Genomic DNA, 15,141 nt, shown 5'->3' on the forward strand with positions numbered 1-15,141 from the left:
GAATCGAGCGAGGAGACCTCATGAGGATCGTGGTCGTCGGTGCGGGGCTCGGGGGAGTGGCGGCAGCGGCCGGGCTGCACCGCGCGGGCCACGAGGTGACGCTCTTCGAACGCGGCGCCGAGCTCCGGGAAGCGGGCACCGGGATCGTGGTCATGCCGAACGGGCTGCGCGCGCTGGACGAACTCGGCCTGTCCGCGGACGTGCGCCGGCACGGCATCCGGGCCGGCCGCGGCGGACTGCGGGACCGGCACGGACGGCCGCTGCTGGTCACCGACGTGGCCCGGGGCCGGCAGCGGGTGGGCACGATCGCCATCGTCGACCGGGCCGGACTGCACCGCTCGATCCGCGCCCCGCTGCCCGCCGGCCTGGTGCGGACCGGGACCCCGGTCGAGCGGCTGGAGCCCGACGACACCGGCGTGACCGTGATCGGCGACGGCGGCCCCCTCGCGCGGGCGGACGCCGTCGTCGCGGCCGACGGCATCGGCAGCAAGCTGCGCGGGCAGCTCTTCCCCGGCCACGCCGGGCTGCGGCGGACCGGCCGGATGGACCTGCGCGGCATGCTGCCCCGCCCGCCCGGCCTGGAGACGGAACTGCTCGCCGGCCAGCTGGTCGACCGCCGCACCGGGGCGATGTTCGGCCTCTTCCCCGTCGGCGCGGACCTCCTGTACTGGTTCACCGACTCCGCCCTGGACGGGCCGCCGCCCGGCGCCGACGAGGCCCGCCGGGAGATGCTGTCGCTGATGGCCGACTGGCACCCGCTCGTCACGACGCTGATCGAGGCCACCCCGCCCGCCCGCATCTTCGTCGACCCGATCACCCGCCTGGCCGGACCCCTGCCCTCCTACGTGGCCGGACGGGTCGCCCTCCTCGGCGACGCCGCCCATGCCATGCCGCCCGACCTCGGCCAGGGCGCCAGCCAGGCATTCCAGGACGCGGCCGCGCTGACCCGTCTCCTGGCCGGCGCCGAACCGGGGGACGTCGCCCGGCGGCTGCTGCGCTACGACGCCGAGCGCAAGCCCAGCGCCAACCGCGTCATGCGGGCGGCGTCCCGGCAATCGTGGCTCACCTCCCGGACCGGCGCCACCGCCTGGCTGCGCGACGCGCTGCTGCGCGCCGTGCCGTCCCGGCTGGCCACCAGGCAACTCGCCGCCCTCTGGCACGCCTGACGGCGTGACCCCGGCCCTCTGGCACGCCCGACGGGGCGACCTGCGCGGTCCGAGTTGTCCTACGTGCGCGAGGCTGTGCTTGTGCTGTGCTGTTAGCATTCTCGGAGTCGCCCGGGTCCGCCTTGTCCCGGGCCCGTCGTATCTGTTCCGCCCGGTGCCGGGGGCGGCGGCCGGGGCGCGTGTCCCGTCCCACCGCGGTCCTGGATGTCCCCTGGCGGGCCACGGGTCGCACCCTTCCGCACCACAGGCGCCGGCGACCCCGGGTGGCCCGCAGCGCCGGGCGGCGACGAAGGACACCCATGCCCCGCGCCGTCACCGGCTACCGCTCCCTGCTGCGCACACCTGGCGCGGCCGTCTTCTTCCTCGCCGCGGCCGCCGGTCGCGTCGGCATCGCCATGACCGGCCTCGGCCTGGTCTGGCTGCTGCACGCCCGCACCGGCTCCTATGCGACCGCCGGACTCGCCGCCGCCGGGTTCGCCCTCGCCGAAGCGCTGGCCGGCCCGCAGCTGGCCCGCCTGATCGACCGGTTCGGCCAGACCCGCGTCCTGCCGTTCTCCCTCCTCGCCCACGGCGCCGCCATCGCCGGCGTGCTCACGTCCACCGGCCCCGTCGTGGCGGTCGCCGCCGCCACCTGCGCCGGCGCGGCCGTCCCCCAGCTCGGCGCGCTGTCGGCGGCCCGCTGGGCGCACCTGCTGCGCGGCGACCGGGCAGGCGAACTGCCCACCGCCTTCGCCCTGGAATCGCTGGCCAACTACGCCGCCTTCCTTGCCGGGCCGGTTCTGGTCACCGCGCTCGGCGCGGGCGGCGGCACGGCCCCGGCCGCCGTGGTCGCCGCGGCCCTGATCCTCGGCGGGGGCGCGGCGCTGGCCTTCCAGCGCCGCACCGCGCCCCGGCCCGCCCGCCGGAGCGCCGGACGCGCCCACGGCCTGGCGGGCCCGGGCTTCCTCCTCCTGGCCCTGCTGAACCTGGCCATCGGGCTGTACTTCGGCACCATGGGGGTCGCGGTCACCGCCTTCGCGATCAGCCACGGCGCGCCCGGCGCGGCCACGCCGATCATCGCCGCCGCCGGCCTCGGCGGGCTGCTGTCCGGATGGCTCTACGGGCTGCGGCGGCAGCGCACCCCCGCCCGCCGTCAGCTCGTCCTCGCCGCCGCCTGCCTGACGGGCTCGGCGTCGCTGCTTCCCCTCGCGCCGTCCGCGAGCTGGCTCGGCCCGGCCGTGGTGGTCACGGAGGCCGCGGTGCCGCCCGTGCTCGTCCTGCTGAACGTCCTGACCGAGAAGGCCGTCCACCCGGCGGCCCTCACCCAGGCCTTCACCTGGAACAACTCCGCCAGCGCCGCCGGTTCGGCACTGGCGGCGTCGCTCGCCGGCCACGCCGCGGACGCGTGGGGCGCCGCCGCGGCGCTCGCGCAGGCCCCCGTGGCCGGGCTCGCCCTCCTCGTCCTGTCGCTGGCCGTCCGGCGGGAAGGCGGGCGGGCTACCGGGTGATGCTGGTGGCGCTGCGGCGCGGCCCGGCGTAGCGCCAGAAGAAGTTGAGCAGCACGCTGGCCCGGTTACGGCCGCCCAGCAGGTAGGCCACGTGAATGAAGATCCACACCAGCCAGGCGGGAAGCCCGCGGGCGGTCAGCCCGTTGGGCAGTTGCAGCACGGCCTCGGCCTTGCCCACGGTGGCCATGATGCCCGGGTCCCGGTACGAGAACGGCCGGGGCGGCCTGCCCTGGAGGGCCGCGGCGATCTGCTCGCCGACGTGCCCGCCCATCTGGATCGCCGGCTGGGCGAGCTGCGGCTGCGGAGAAGGCTGGCCGGAAAGGTCGCCGGCCACGAAGATCTCCGGGTGCTCGGGCACGTTCAGCGCCTCGGTGAGCGTGATCCGGCCGCCCTTGCCCTGCGCCAGCCCCCAGTCGGCGACCTGCGTGGGCGCGGTCACGCCGAGCGCCCACACGGTCAGGTCGCTCGGCAGCCGCGTGCCGTCGCTCAGCACCACCGCGTCCGGCTCCACCGCCGCCACCGTGGTCCCCAGGCGCAGCTTGACGCCCCTCCTGCGCAGTGCCGCCGCCGTCGCGTCCCGCAGCCTCGGCTTGTACGGGGCGAGGACGTAGTCGAAGCGCTCCACCAGCGTCACGCTCGTACGCTCCGGCCCGATCTCGGGGTGTGTCAGCGGCAGCGTGCGCCGGCGCAGCTCGGCCAGGGTGCCCGCCATCTCCACCCCGGTCGCGCCCGCGCCCACCACCACGACGTGCGTGCTCTCGCGGCGGCCGAGCGCGGTGTCCTCCAGGTGCTGTCCCAGCCGGTCGCGCAGCACCGTCGCGTCGTGCAGCGAGTAGATCGGCAGCGCGTTCTCCCGCGCCCCCTCGATGCCGAGCCAGTTGGTGGTCACGCCGGTGGCCAGCACGAGATAGTCGTAGTCCAGCCCGCCCCCGTCCTCGAACTCCACCCGCCGCTTCCCGGGCAGCACCTTGCTCACGGTGGCCCGGCGGGTGCGCACGTTGGGCCACCGGGCGGCGAAGGTCCGGATCGGGTAGGACACGTCGGAGGTGCCCATCCCGGCGGTGGCGACCTGGTAGAGCAGGGGCTGGAAGGTCGCGTACGGGTTGCGGTCGACGAGCGTCACCAGGGCTCCGGTCCTGGCCAGCCTCTTCGTCGCGGCCAGCCCCGCGAAACCCGCACCCACGACGACGACCCGCGCTCTCTGCACCATGATCCGGTCCTTCCCCGAAAACGCGGTCATGAAAAATCCGCTCATGACCAGACGCCGGCCGCGCACCCGTTTCGTCAGGACAGTCCGCTAGCAGCGGTCGATCCGGGAGTTCACCAGGTTGATGTTCCGGATGACGATGTTCGTGCCGCACGGGTTCTCGGTGATGACCGAGTTCGTCAGCGTCAGGTTCTGCAGCGTGATGTCGCGCGACACGGGGAACTCGGCGCGCGAGGCGATGCGCACGTCCGAGCCGTTCACGCTGCCGCTCTGACCGGCGATCGTGACGTTGTAGCAGTTCTCGACGAGGATCGAGTTGCTGCCGGTCTGCGCGATGTCCACGCGGTCGATCACCGCGCCGCCGCTCTCCGACACGCAGAACACCCCGCGCCCGCCGCCGCGCGCGATCACGTTGCCGACGCGCACGTTCACCGGGTACGCGTCGCCGATCCGGCCGTTGCGGTTGGCCATCCGGAACGCCGCGTAACCGGTGCCCGTGCCCGCGCCCTGGGCGTCGACCGTGCCGACGGTGGCGTTGATCGTGTCGTTGAACAGCAGCCCCGACTCGCCGGTGTCGCGGGCGGTGACGGTGCCGATCGTGATCCCGTCCACGCCGTACGTCTCGACGCCGTGACTGCCGCCGCCGGAGGCGTAAACGGTGTCGATGCGCACGTTGCGGGTGCGTACGGCGCGGTTGGCGTGGTTGTCGATGCGGATGCCGAGCCCCGCCGAGCCGAGCCGCAGGTCGATCCGGCCGAGCGTGATGTTCGTGCCGTTGCGGATGAAGACCCCGAAGTACGGCGAGCCGGTCACGTTCAGCCGGGTGACCTCGACGTCCGTGACGTTCTGGGCGCGCACGACCGCGTTGTTGGCGCTGATCGTCCCGCTCACGGCGATCGTGCCGCACACCTCCAGCGTCGTGTAACTGGGCAGGTCGAGCGACTGGTTGGCGTTCATCGAGCCGGAGCCGCGGACGATCACCTTCTGCTTGGCGGTGCGGCCGGTGGAGAGGCTGCCGACGGCCCGGCGCATGGCCTCGATCATGCTGGAGCCGGTGTAGAGGGTGGTGCCGCCGTTCCTGGCGGTCCAGGTGCCGCCGCTGAGCACGGCTTCGGCGTCGAAGGAGCCGCTGCCGCAGTCGCCGCCGCCCGTGCCCAGTTTGACGAGCTGCCACTGCTGGTTGGCGCCGTTCAGGTCGTCCCACTGGGAGATCCGGGCGCCGTCACCGGTGGCCCACTCCCAGGTCTCCAGGGCCTTGCCGCTGTGCCGGTTGATCAGGCGTACGTGCCCGCCGTCGGAGTCGGCCAGGCGGAACTGCTGGTTCCAGCCGTTGGTGTCGGCCCACTGGACGATCTCGGCGCCGCCCTCGGCGTTCCACTCGTAGACGTCGAGCACCTTGCCGCTGTGCCGGGACTTCAGCCGGTAGTAGCCGTCGCCGGAGCTGACGAACTGCCACTGCTGCTGGTTGCCGTCGTTGCGGGCCCACTGGACGATCGGGGCGCCGTCACCGGTGGCGAAGTTGTACAGGTCCAGGGCCTTGCCGCTGTGCCGGTTGACCAGCACGTACCAGGCACCGGTGTCGACGCTGGCGGCCTGCGCGGCAGGCTGCACGGCGACCGCGCCCGCGGTCGCCAGCACCAGGGCGATCAGGACGGCGAGCAGGCGGCGCCATGGGCCGCCGGTGACGCGTGGTGGGGAAGTCACGGCGCACTCCTTTTCGGCAAGCGCTTTCCCTGTGTTGATCCCACGCGCCCGATCGGCCGTCAAGCGGCATCCGCCGCCCGGACGGCCGACCTGCGGACTCGTGTGAAACGTTCAGCCCAGGAGGGCGCGCGCCTTGGCCAGGCCAGGGTCGCGGCCGGTGGCCAGGTCGAGGGCGGTCAGCGGGGCGTGATGGTCGGCGGGCACGCCGATCGTGTCCACGATCTCCCGGTCCGGGCCGAGGTGCCGGATCTCGGGCAGCACCAGCACGGAGCCGTCGTCGAGCAGATACCCCTTGCCGGGCCCGGAGACGGCGCCCGCGGTGCGGGTCCCCACGATCGGGCCCAGGCGCAGCCCCTTGACGGCGGCGGTGAAGTCGTCGCAGGCCGACGCGCAGCCCCGGTCGGTCAGGACGACCAGGCGCGCGCCGAGGAGCGGGACGCTGTCGTCGGTGCGGTTGGCCGCGCACTCGCCCTTCAGCGGGCAGAAGTAGCTGGTGACCTTGCCGTGCGCGAACGCGCCCAGCAGCCGCGTCACCTCCCAGGGCGACCCGCCGCCGTTGCCGCGCAGGTCGAGGACGACCGCCTCCGGCTTGCCCCGCAGCTTGGCGAGGACCTGGTCGGCGGCGCCGTCGAAGAAGCCGGGCAGCTTCACGTGCACGGCCCCGCCCGGCAGCTTCTTCGAGGTCACCTCGGGGCGCCTCGGGGTGAGCGGGCCCTCCTCGATCGTCACGGTGCGGACGCGCCCGGTCGTGGGCCGCTTGAGCGTGAGCCGGACGGACTTCGCCTGGAAGGCGCCGATGACGGCCGGGTTGGGCGTGGTGCCCGCGAACGGCGGCATGCCGCCGGCCTTGAGCACGATGTCGCCCGGCCGCACTCCGGCGCGGTCGGCGGGGCTGCCGTCCAGGACGCGGGTGATGAACAGCGGCGGCCGGGCCGCCGGGTCGAACCCCGGCCCCTGCGCTGCCGACAGGCCGGCGATGCCCGTGCCGACCGGCCCGCCGTCGGGCGGCGTACCAGTTGGCGGCCGTACCGCGCGGGCGTGGTTGTCGTCCAGCGAGGCGACCATGGCGGTGATCGCGGCGCGCAGCGCGGCCCCGCCGCCGTCGCCGAGGACCTTCGCCACGGCGGCCCAGTCGGCGTCCCGGTCGCCGCTCAGGGCCGGCAGGTGCAGCCCGGGGCGGTCGGCCTCGCGCCGCTGCAGGTCCTGGGTGTAGGCGGCGAAGGCGCTCTTCAGCAGGTCCCTCGGGTCCATCGCGGGGCCGCTGTAGTAGTGGTCGAGCACGCAGTGGTACGCCATCCCCAGCGTGGCCACGGTCGTGGCGGGCGGCGGCTGCGGGGGCGGCGCGGTCGCGGGCGCGCACCGATCGGCGGGCACCGGACCGGACGGCGCCGGGCTGGACGGCGCCGGGCTGGAGGGCGCCGGGCTGGAGGGGGCCGGCGGCGCGGAGAGCGCGCAGGCCGTGGCGAGCACGGCGGCGCAGAGTGTTCTGATCATGGCGGTCAGCGTGGCGGCGACCGCGTTGCGCGGCTGTGAACGCGATCGTTAACGCCGCTGTTACCCCCGGCGCGATACGAACGGTGTCATGCGGGTTCTGGTGGCCGAGGACGAGCGGGATCTGGCCGATCTGGTGGCGGTCGGGCTGCGCCGCCACGCGATGGCCGTGGACGTGGTGTACGACGGGGCGGCCGCGTCGCAACGGCTGGCGGTGAGCGACTACGACGTGCTGGTGCTCGACCGCGACCTGCCCGGTACGCACGGCGACGCGGTCTGCCGCGAGCTGGTGGCGCGCGGCAGCCGGACCCGGATCCTCATGATGACGGCCGCCGGGTCGGTGCCGGAGCGGATCGAGGGCCTCGGCATGGGCGCCGACGACTACCTGCCCAAGCCGTTCGACTTCGCCGAACTGGTGGCGCGGGTGCGGGCGCTCGGGCGGCGCAGCGTGCCGGGGGTGCCGCCGGTGCTGGCCAGGCACGGGATCGTGGTCGACACGCACCGGCTGCAGGCCGCCCGCGACGGCCGCCACCTGCACCTGTCGCTCAAGGAGTTCGCCGTCCTGGAGACGCTGATGCGGGCCGACGGCGCCGTGGTGAGCGCCGAACGGCTGCTTGAGGAGGCGTGGGACGAGAACGCCGACCCGTTCACCACCGTCGTGCGGGTCGTGGTCAGCCGGCTGCGGGCCAAGCTCGGCGACCCGCCGTGCATCCAGACGGTGCCCGGCGCGGGCTACGTCCTGTGACGACCGTCCGGGTCCGGCTGACGCTCGTCTACTCGGGACTGTTCCTGCTGACCTCGGTGGTGCTGCTGGTCACCGTCAACCTGCTGCTGAGCCACGCGCTGACCAGCGGGGTCGCACGTCTGGGCGGCCCGCGGCCGGTTCACTTCGTCCCGGCCCCGGCCCCGGCCCCGGTCGCGCCGCCGGGCCCGAACCCGGAAGGCGGGCCCGCGGTGCGGCTGGTGGAGGACGTGGTCAGCTACCAGTGGGAGGTGACCTGGCTGGCGGTCGGCGTCCTGACGCTGGTGTCGCTGCTCGCCGGCTGGCTGGTGGCGGGCCGGCTGCTGCGGCCCCTGCACCGGATCACCGCCACCGCGCGGCGGCTGTCGCTGTCGACCCTGCACGAGCGGATCGCGCTGACCGGGCCGCAGGACGAGCTCAAGGAGCTGGCCGACACCTTCGACGAGATGCTCGACCGGCTCGAACGCTCGGTGGAGGGCCAGCGGCGCTTCATCGCCAACGCCTCGCACGAGCTGCGCACCCCGCTGGCCGTGCAGCGGGCGGCGATCGAGATCGGGCTGCCGCCCGGCGTCGGGGAGATCCGCGACAAGCTCCTGCTGCACAACCGCCGCAGCGAGCGGCTCATCGACGCCCTGCTGCTCCTCGCCCAGGCCGAGCACGGCCTGCGCGAACGCACCCCCGTCGCCCTGGACGAGGTGACCCGGCTCGTGCTGGCCGAGCGAACGGACGGCCGGGTCACCGTGACGGCGCGGATCGAGCCGTGCATCGTCGACGGCGACGCGGTCCTGCTGAACCGGCTCGTCACCAACCTCGTCGACAACGCCGTCCGCTACAACCGGCCCGGCGGCGCCGTCGCCGTCACCGTGGACGGCGGCGGCCTGACCGTCAGCAACACCGGCCCCGAGGTGCCCGAGGACCGCCTGGGCGACCTCTTCCAGCCGTTCCGCCGCCTGCACACGACCCGTGAGCAGGGCGCCGGGCTCGGCCTGTCGATCGTCGCCTCCATCGCGAACGCGCACGGCGGCCGGGCCGCCGCCCGCCCCAACCCGGGCGGCGGCCTGGAGGTGACCGTCAGCTTCCCGCCCGCCTGAGCACCCGGAGGCGCGGGCCGGGGCCGGTCAGCCGGGCACGAGCGCCCACGACTGCTGGTCGTTGACGAACGCCGCCGACGTGCCAGCGACGTTGTAGGAGTCGGTCCGCCCGTTGTAGGGGTCGAAGGTCGACTGCAGCGCCGTGCCGTGCGCCTTGCTGATCAGGCGGTGGTAGCCGTCGGCGGTCCTCACCAGGCGCCACAGCTGCGCGTCGCCGCCGCCGGCCGGGGCGCTGATGACGGTGCGGTTGCCGGTGCCGCTCGGATAGGGATCGGCCGTGGTCGTCAGCCTGGAGGCGGGGGAGCCGGCGCTCGTCACCGTGTAGTAGCCGTCCGCGGCGGGGGAGAGATACCAGCGCTGCTCGTTCCACCCCCAGGACGCGGGGGTGACGGCCACGTGGCGGCCCCCGCGGCCGCCGTACGGCTCCCCGGCCGCGTGCAGCGCCACGGTCGGCTGGGCCTTGCTGACCAGGCGGAAGCGTCCGGCGGGCCCGATCTCCCCGGCCGCCGCGAAGGTGGCGCCATGGCTGGTCAGGCGGTCGTCGTCGGCGTAGAGCGTGGACTGGCGGCAGGTCGCGCTGTGGGAGCAGTTGTCGGCGAACCAGGCGTAGCGCTCCACGTACGGCAGGCTCTCCAGCAACGGCACGAGCTTCTGCAGGAAGTTGTCGGCCCGCGCGTGGGTGGGCGTCCCGTACATCGGCTTCCACGCGGAGGTGTCGACGGTGCCGATCTCGGTGAGCCAGATGGGTTTGCGCCACTTGTTCCACGCGTCGGCCAGAGTGCCGCGGACCTCCTCGATGGCGCCGGGATTCGTCCAGTCCGGGTAGATGTGCAGCGCGATGAAGTCGACCCGGTAACCGCGCTGCCGCGCGCCGGTCATGAACTCGTCGAGCCAGCCGCTCCAGTAGTTCGCGGGCGCGGGGCTGCCGAGGGTGAGTCCCGTGGACTGCAGCGCGGGCCAGGCGTCGAGCGCCTCCGTCACGGTCATGCCGGCCTGGTCGGCCAGATCCGGCTCGTTGAAGCCGAGCAGATGGCGGTAGCGGCCCTGCTCGCGGCCCGCGGTGAGCTCGCTGACGGCCGCCGGCGTGGCGGCGGCGCCGTTCCACACCATGGGTACGTACTCCATGCCGTCGCTCTTGGCCCCGTTCGCCGACCAGTCGTAGAACCAGGTGGCGCCGGTGGCCGCCAGACGGGCGTGGTCGGCGCCGTACTTGATCGCGGTGACGCCCTTCTTCGCGGTGCGTGAGACGGGGACGCCGCCGGCGTAGCGGACCAGGTAGGTGGTGTCACCGGTCCCGGTCACCGCCGCGCCCGTGTCGTTGACCACGTGGTTGACGCCGCCGCTGCCCGCGAGGAAGACGCTCACCAGGTCGTGCAGTTCGACGCTGCTGTGGTCGGGCACCTCGACGGCGCGGTCGGCGAACACGGGCTGGTTCTGGTTGAAGAAGGAGTACACGCCGAGTCCCCAGGCCTGATGGCCGGTGACCGAGGCGCCGACCTTGTAGGAGGCGTAGCCGTCGGAGCCGCCGTCGCGCCAGGCGCTCTGCGACGGCGGGTCGTAGGGCAGTTCGCTCTGGTAGAAGACGGTGCGCCCGCGCTGGCCGTTCCAGACGGTCTGGAACTTCTGGTAGTGCTCGACGAACAGGCCCAGCGCGGTGACGTGGTCGCCGTTCACGGTGACGCCGGAGTCGGCGGTGTTGGCGGTCCAGCCGACACCAGCGCCGTGGTCGGCCCGCCAGGCCCACACGTGGTCGAGCAGGACGTGGTTGCTGTTGACCAGGAGGCTGTTGACGGCCCTGCCCGCACTGGCGCCTCCGACGCGGAAGAACACGTCGTGCACGGACGCCGGGTCGGCCGCGTGGCTCACGTTCGTCTTGCGCGCCCCGATCGTCAGCAGGTGCGGGGAGCTGACCGGGCCGGCGTCGACGAGGAACCCGGCCAGCCGGACCCCGCCCACGTCGGCGACCTCGACGGCCGGGGTGCCGGCGACCGGGACGAGCGTGGCCATGCCCAGGCCGAGGACCACGGTGCCGGCCCTGCTCACCTTGAGCGACTGCGTCAGCCGGTAGACCCCCGGCGTCAGCAGCAGATGCTTGCCCCTGGCGAGCTGGGCGTTGATGGCGGCGGCGCTGTCGGTGGGCCTGGCGATGTGGAACCCGGAGATCGGGATCGAGGTGCCCGCCTGCGTGCCCGCTGCCCAGGTGACGCCCGTGGAGCCGGTGCGCGCGGCCGGGACGAAGACCGAGTAGCGGTCCGCCGCGTCGACGGTGAGGAAGGGCTTCTCCCTGCTGACGGGCGTGGTGGCGAGCGTCGTCACCTGCGGGTCGGGGAAGGTCTGCGGCGGGGCGCCGCCGACGCCGGAGAAGACCATGTTCCACACCGACCCGCTCCAGCTGCCGAGCTGGCTGTCACGTGTGTAGTACTGCTGCTGGGTGGTGGCGTCCACCTTGCCGTCGATCTTGGAATCGGCGATGAAGCCGCCGCTGGCGTAGCCGTACCCGGCGGTGTGCAGCAGGAGGTCGCCCCGCACGTGCACGCGCCGGAGCGGGGCCGCCTGGGAGGCGGCCCAGCGGTTGGCGCCGCCGGCCGGGGTGACGGAGAGGTTCTCGGCCGAGCGCCAGAAGTTCGTCAGCGCGTTGTCGCCGGAGGGCGCGGACGGATCGGAGCGCCCCTCGACCCGGACGGCGCCGCTGATGACCACGTCGCCGGGTGCGCTGCCCAGCCCGGCCACGGAGGTGTAGTAGCCGAGCTTGGCGTCGACCGCGTAGGAGCCGGGTTTGAAGAGGAACGCGTGACGCTGGGCGCCGAACTCGTTGTCCTGCTGGGCGGCATGCACGGCGTCGAGCCGGGACTGGATGGCCGAGGCGCTCATCGACGGGTCGAAGACGACGACGTTCGGTCCCAGATCCGGGGTGGCGGCGCTCGCCGCCTGCTGCGGCAGCGCGGTGAGCGCGCCGGTGACGAGCGCTGCCGTCGCCGTCGTGGCGGCCAGCCGCCGGGGGAGGCGTGAACGGGTGGGCATACCGAGTTCTCCGATCTATTTAAATCGTTTTAAGAACCCCGAATTGGCTCAAACGTAGGCAGGCCCGGCGAAGGCGTCAAGAGCCAGTGCGGGGAACGATGCTCTCTCGTGATCTATGACGACCAGGACCGGCATGGCGGCGACGCAGCGATTTCGGGCAATCATGGGTAACGTTACCCACCGCTGACCAGCCCGAGCGCGGTATACAGGACGCATGACGTTCGGGGTGCGCCAGTTCGAGCTGGCCCTGATGCACCGCATGCGCGACCTCAACCCGGTGCGCGTGGAGGAGGCGCTGGGCGAGCTGGGCGCGACCCGGGCCGAGCTGCGTGACGCGCACGCCCGCTGGACGCGGATGGCCCACGCCCCCGGAGCGCCCAAGGGCGCAGCCGCGCTGCGCAGGATCCTCGGCCCGCCGGCGCACCGCGGGGTCCGGCAGGCGGGCAGCCTGACCTGCGACGTGCTCCGCTGGGCGCTGCCGTCCTGGCCGGGCCTGGAGTTCGAGGCGCTGGCCGGCCCCGGCGGCGAGGTGTGGAACCAGTGGTTCGTCCGCCCGCGCCCGCGCGCCGCCCCCGCCTTCGAGGAGCTCGCCCCGTGGCGGTGCGTCGTCGCGGACCTCGCCGCCTTCCCCGGCGCTTTCCAGGGCGAGGGCGGGGCGCCGCACCACTGGACGGCCGGCTTCACCCACCGGGGCGCCGGCTACCGCGCCCTGTTCGTGTACGGCCTCCTCCAGCGTCTGGAACGTGCTTAACCGCTTCGCGGACCTCGCCGCCGGACCGGCCCCCCGTATCACGGTGAACCAGTTGATCACCGCCGGGCGGACGCCCCGGAGACGCTCACCGCCGACCTGACCAGCGCCCGTACTGACCTGCGGAGACGTCGAACCGGACAGTCCGGTGCCGCCGGAGTCGCGGACGTTGACGTGAAGGCCGTGGACGTCGGCACTGTGGGCGAGATCGCCGTCCAGGTCGGCGACGGGATGTCGTGGTGCCAGGGCGGCAGGTGGACGTGGACCGGCGCCGGCTCCAGCACGACGGTGACCAGGCGGTTCGACCAGATCAGCTGCCCGCTGGGCGTGACGCTCGGCCCGAGCCGGATCCGCGCCGTGTGGGTGTTCCTCAACAGCGGCGGAAAGGTGCGGATCGACGACATCCGGGCCGAGTGACGCTCACAGGCCGGCGAGCCAGCCGGTCAGGATCCGGTTCACCTCCTCGGCGCGTTCCTGCTGGACCCAGTGCCCGCAGTCGTCGAGGAGGTGGCAGGAGACCAGGCCGGGCAGCGTCACGGGGAACGCCTCGACGGCCGCCGACAGCCACGTGGTGGTGGCGTCCAGCGCGCCGCCGGCGAACACCGCCGGCTGCGCGATCGGCGCGCCCTCGTAAGCGGCCAGGTCCTCCCAGTCGCGGTCCATGTTGCGGTAGCGGTTGAGCGCCCCGGTCAGCCCGGTCCGCTCGAACTCGGCCGCGTACACGTCGAGGTCGGCCTCGCTCAGCCAGCCGGGCAGCGGGCCGGCCGGGAACCGGTCGCGCATCCTGCCGCCCCGGCTCACGAAGTGCGGGTCCGGGGCGCCGGGGGCGGGCATCGTTCCGGCGGACAGGGCGGCGTAGATGCCGCCGAGCCAGCCGCGCACGTCCGGCTCGATCTCCGCCTCGGCCCGGCCGGGCTCCTGGAAGTAGCTGACGTAGAACTCCTCGTCGCCGCCCGTCCGCGCGAACGTCTCGCTGGGCCGGGGACCGCCCGGCGGCGTGTAGGGCACGCTCAGCATCCCCACGGCGGTGAAGACGTCCGGCCTGAGCAGGGCGGCGTGGGCGGCGATGCCCGACCCCAGTCGTGGCCCACGATCGCCGCCGTCCGCTCGCCCAGCCCGCGCACCACCGCGACGGCGTCCTCCACCAGTTCGACCATCCGGTACGCGTCCGGCGCCGCGGGCCTGGACGAACGGCCGTAGCCGCGCACGTCCACCGCGGCCGCCCGGTAGCCGGCCGAGGCCAGCGCCGGCAACTGGTGCCGCCAGGAGTACCAGGACTCGGGGAACCCGTGAACCAGCAGCACGAGCGGTCCCGCGCCCTGCTCCACCAGGTGGATCCGGCCGGCGGGCGAAGGGACGAGACGGTGCGTGTACGGCGACATGACATCCTCCAAGTGGCTCACGCCGATCCTCGGGCCGGCGGCGCGCCACGACGAACCCTGTTGCCGATCCGGCAAACCGCCCCGTCACCGTCGTTCCCCCCGGAAGCCCGGCTGATCGCCGCCGGGCCGGGAAGGCTATGCCTGACCGGCGGCCGCCGCCCAGTCGAGCAGCGCCTGCGCCGTGTCGAACCGGCGGCCGGAGTCGCTCTCGCCGAGGATCACCCCGACCAGCAGCCGGCCGTCCCGCTCGGCCGCGAACGCCAGCGTGTAACCGGCGGCGCGGGTGAAGCCGGTCTTCACGCCGACCGCGCCCGGCGTGGCGAGCAGCCGGTTGGTGTTGCGCCACGAGTAGGAGCCGTGCTCGCCGGTCGCCTCGACCGTGTGGTGGCGCGTCGAGGTGATCGACTTCAGCGTCTCGTTCCGCAGCACCGCCTCGGCCAGCCGCACCTGGTCGGCGGCCGTCGAATAGCCGCCGCCGTCCGCCGGCATCCCGTCGGCGTTGACGTAGCGGGTGTCGGCCATGCCGAGGTCGCGGGCGGCCGCGTTCATCTTCGCGACGAACCCCTCGACGCCCGGGCCGTACGTACGGGCCAGCACGTGGGCGGCGTCCGCGCCGGACGGCAGCAGCAGGGCGTGGAGCAGGTCGTTCACGGAGAGCCGGTCACCGGCGCGCAGCCCGGCGACGGCGGCGCCGCCCCTCGCCGCGTACCGGACGTCCTCCTCGGTGACCTCGACGACGTCGCCGGGACCGGCCTCCCGCAGCGCGACGTGCGCGGTCATCATCTTGGTGAGGCTGGCCACGGGGCGGCGCAGGCGGGCCTCCTTGCTGTAGCGGACCTCGCCGGTCGACGTGTCGACCAGCAGCGCGGCCCGTCCGAGCACGGCGGGCGCGTCCACCGGAGCGGACGAGCCACCGGCGGGCCCCGCCACCGCCGAAGCCGGGGCGGCCTGGACCGCCGGGGTGGCCGGGGCGGTGGCGTGGGCGGCGGTCGCGCCGGTCGTCAGGACGCCGGCGGCGAGGACGGCGCCGGCCAGGGCGCGGGCCCGGCGCCGCGGCACGGGACGTGACGGGGAACCCTGGAGGGGCGGGGGACTCGGCTGG

At 74.1% G+C, this 15,141-nt stretch carries 14 protein-coding genes; 7 read left to right on the plus strand and 7 right to left on the minus strand.

The features are described 5' to 3' along the window. The first annotated feature begins 20 nt into the window (after positions 1-20). Positions 21-1,166, plus strand: a complete 1,146-nt coding sequence (locus ADY59_RS30250; RefSeq protein WP_049569104.1) for an FAD-dependent monooxygenase — start codon at positions 21-23, stop codon at positions 1,164-1,166. A gap of 299 nt (positions 1,167-1,465) precedes the next feature. Continuing rightward, positions 1,466-2,653, plus strand: coding sequence for an MFS transporter (locus ADY59_RS30255; protein WP_049569106.1), 1,188 nt, complete (start codon positions 1,466-1,468; stop codon positions 2,651-2,653). Here ADY59_RS30255 and ADY59_RS30260 read toward each other — a convergent pair. The 3 genes from ADY59_RS30260 to ADY59_RS30270 form a co-directional block, all read right to left on the minus strand. Beyond that, a complete protein-coding gene (locus ADY59_RS30260; protein WP_063780828.1) occupies positions 2,643-3,863 on the minus strand; it encodes an NAD(P)/FAD-dependent oxidoreductase in 1,221 nt (406 codons plus the stop codon). The two genes, ADY59_RS30255 and ADY59_RS30260, sit on opposite strands and share 11 nt — an antisense overlap. Positions 3,864-3,950: 87 nt before the next feature. Beyond that, positions 3,951-5,564, minus strand: a complete 1,614-nt coding sequence (locus tag ADY59_RS30265; protein WP_331459545.1) for an RICIN domain-containing protein — start codon at positions 5,562-5,564, stop codon at positions 3,951-3,953. Positions 5,565-5,675: 111 nt separating this feature from the next. After that, on the minus strand, positions 5,676-6,860 hold the full coding sequence (locus ADY59_RS30270; RefSeq protein ID WP_049569111.1) for a S41 family peptidase: 1,185 nt from the start codon (positions 6,858-6,860) through the stop codon (positions 5,676-5,678). Between the two features lie 7 nt (positions 6,861-6,867). Here ADY59_RS30270 and ADY59_RS52825 point away from each other — a divergent pair, with 7 nt between their 5' ends. From ADY59_RS52825 to ADY59_RS30285, 3 genes are read left to right on the plus strand one after another with little or no spacing between them, the layout of a single operon-like run. Next, the gene (locus tag ADY59_RS52825) at positions 6,868-7,110 is read left to right on the plus strand and encodes a hypothetical protein (protein ID WP_049569114.1); all 243 of its coding nucleotides are present in this window, start codon (positions 6,868-6,870) and stop codon (positions 7,108-7,110) included. 36 nt (positions 7,111-7,146) lie between these two features. Further along, positions 7,147-7,800 carry a response regulator transcription factor gene (locus tag ADY59_RS30280; protein ID WP_049569117.1) on the plus strand — a complete coding sequence of 218 codons (654 nt, stop codon included), beginning with the start codon at positions 7,147-7,149 and terminating at the stop codon, positions 7,798-7,800. After that, complete coding sequence (locus tag ADY59_RS30285) at positions 7,797-8,888, plus strand: HAMP domain-containing sensor histidine kinase (RefSeq protein WP_049569118.1); 1,092 nt, start codon at positions 7,797-7,799, stop codon at positions 8,886-8,888. Before ADY59_RS30280 ends, ADY59_RS30285 begins: the two co-directional genes overlap by 4 nt. Before the next feature lie 27 nt (positions 8,889-8,915). Here the strand turns inward: ADY59_RS30285 and ADY59_RS48065 are convergent, their stop codons facing one another. Continuing rightward, positions 8,916-11,909, minus strand: a complete 2,994-nt coding sequence (locus ADY59_RS48065; RefSeq protein ID WP_063780827.1) for a glycosyl hydrolase — start codon at positions 11,907-11,909, stop codon at positions 8,916-8,918. A 214-nt stretch (positions 11,910-12,123) separates the two neighbouring features. Here ADY59_RS48065 and ADY59_RS30295 point away from each other — a divergent pair, with 214 nt between their 5' ends. Both ADY59_RS30295 and ADY59_RS30300 read left to right on the plus strand, forming a co-directional pair. Next, a complete protein-coding gene (locus ADY59_RS30295) occupies positions 12,124-12,660 on the plus strand; it encodes a hypothetical protein (protein ID WP_049569121.1) in 537 nt (178 codons plus the stop codon). 180 nt (positions 12,661-12,840) lie between these two features. Then, on the plus strand, positions 12,841-13,074 hold the full coding sequence (locus ADY59_RS30300; protein ID WP_156325822.1) for a hypothetical protein: 234 nt from the start codon (positions 12,841-12,843) through the stop codon (positions 13,072-13,074). Positions 13,075-13,077: 3 nt separating this feature from the next. Here ADY59_RS30300 and ADY59_RS51710 read toward each other — a convergent pair whose 3' ends face one another. The 3 genes from ADY59_RS51710 to ADY59_RS30310 form a co-directional block, all read right to left on the minus strand. Continuing rightward, positions 13,078-13,674, minus strand: a complete 597-nt coding sequence (locus ADY59_RS51710; RefSeq protein WP_197093931.1) for an alpha/beta fold hydrolase — start codon at positions 13,672-13,674, stop codon at positions 13,078-13,080. Beyond that, entirely contained in the window at positions 13,668-14,060 is a 393-nt protein-coding gene (locus ADY59_RS51715; protein WP_197093932.1) for an alpha/beta fold hydrolase, read from the minus strand. The genes ADY59_RS51710 and ADY59_RS51715 overlap by 7 nt, the downstream gene beginning before the upstream one ends. Positions 14,061-14,174: 114 nt before the next feature. After that, positions 14,175-15,141 (minus strand): D-alanyl-D-alanine carboxypeptidase family protein (locus ADY59_RS30310; RefSeq protein WP_331459546.1); only part of this gene is annotated, 967 nt, incomplete at its 5' end.

It is taken from the genome of Nonomuraea sp. SBT364, assembly GCF_001083785.1.
Lineage (GTDB): Bacteria > Actinomycetota > Actinomycetes > Streptosporangiales > Streptosporangiaceae > Nonomuraea.

Bases quoted from the DNA above. Each gene is read 5' to 3' on its own strand.
- ADY59_RS30250 (WP_049569104.1), top strand. From the start codon at position 21: ATGAGGATCGTGGTCGTCGGTGCGGGGCTCGGGGGAGTGGCGGCAGCG.
- ADY59_RS30255 (WP_049569106.1), top strand. From the start codon at position 1,466: ATGCCCCGCGCCGTCACCGGCTACCGCTCCCTGCTGCGCACACCTGGC.
- ADY59_RS30260 (WP_063780828.1), bottom strand. From the start codon at position 3,863: ATGGTGCAGAGAGCGCGGGTCGTCGTCGTGGGTGCGGGTTTCGCGGGG.
- ADY59_RS30270 (WP_049569111.1), bottom strand. From the start codon at position 6,860: ATGGCGTACCACTGCGTGCTCGACCACTACTACAGCGGCCCCGCGATG.
- ADY59_RS30280 (WP_049569117.1), top strand. From the start codon at position 7,147: ATGCGGGTTCTGGTGGCCGAGGACGAGCGGGATCTGGCCGATCTGGTG.
- ADY59_RS48065 (WP_063780827.1), bottom strand. From the start codon at position 11,909: ATGCCCACCCGTTCACGCCTCCCCCGGCGGCTGGCCGCCACGACGGCG.
- ADY59_RS30295 (WP_049569121.1), top strand. From the start codon at position 12,124: ATGACGTTCGGGGTGCGCCAGTTCGAGCTGGCCCTGATGCACCGCATG.
- ADY59_RS51710 (WP_197093931.1), bottom strand. From the start codon at position 13,674: ATGCTGAGCGTGCCCTACACGCCGCCGGGCGGTCCCCGGCCCAGCGAG.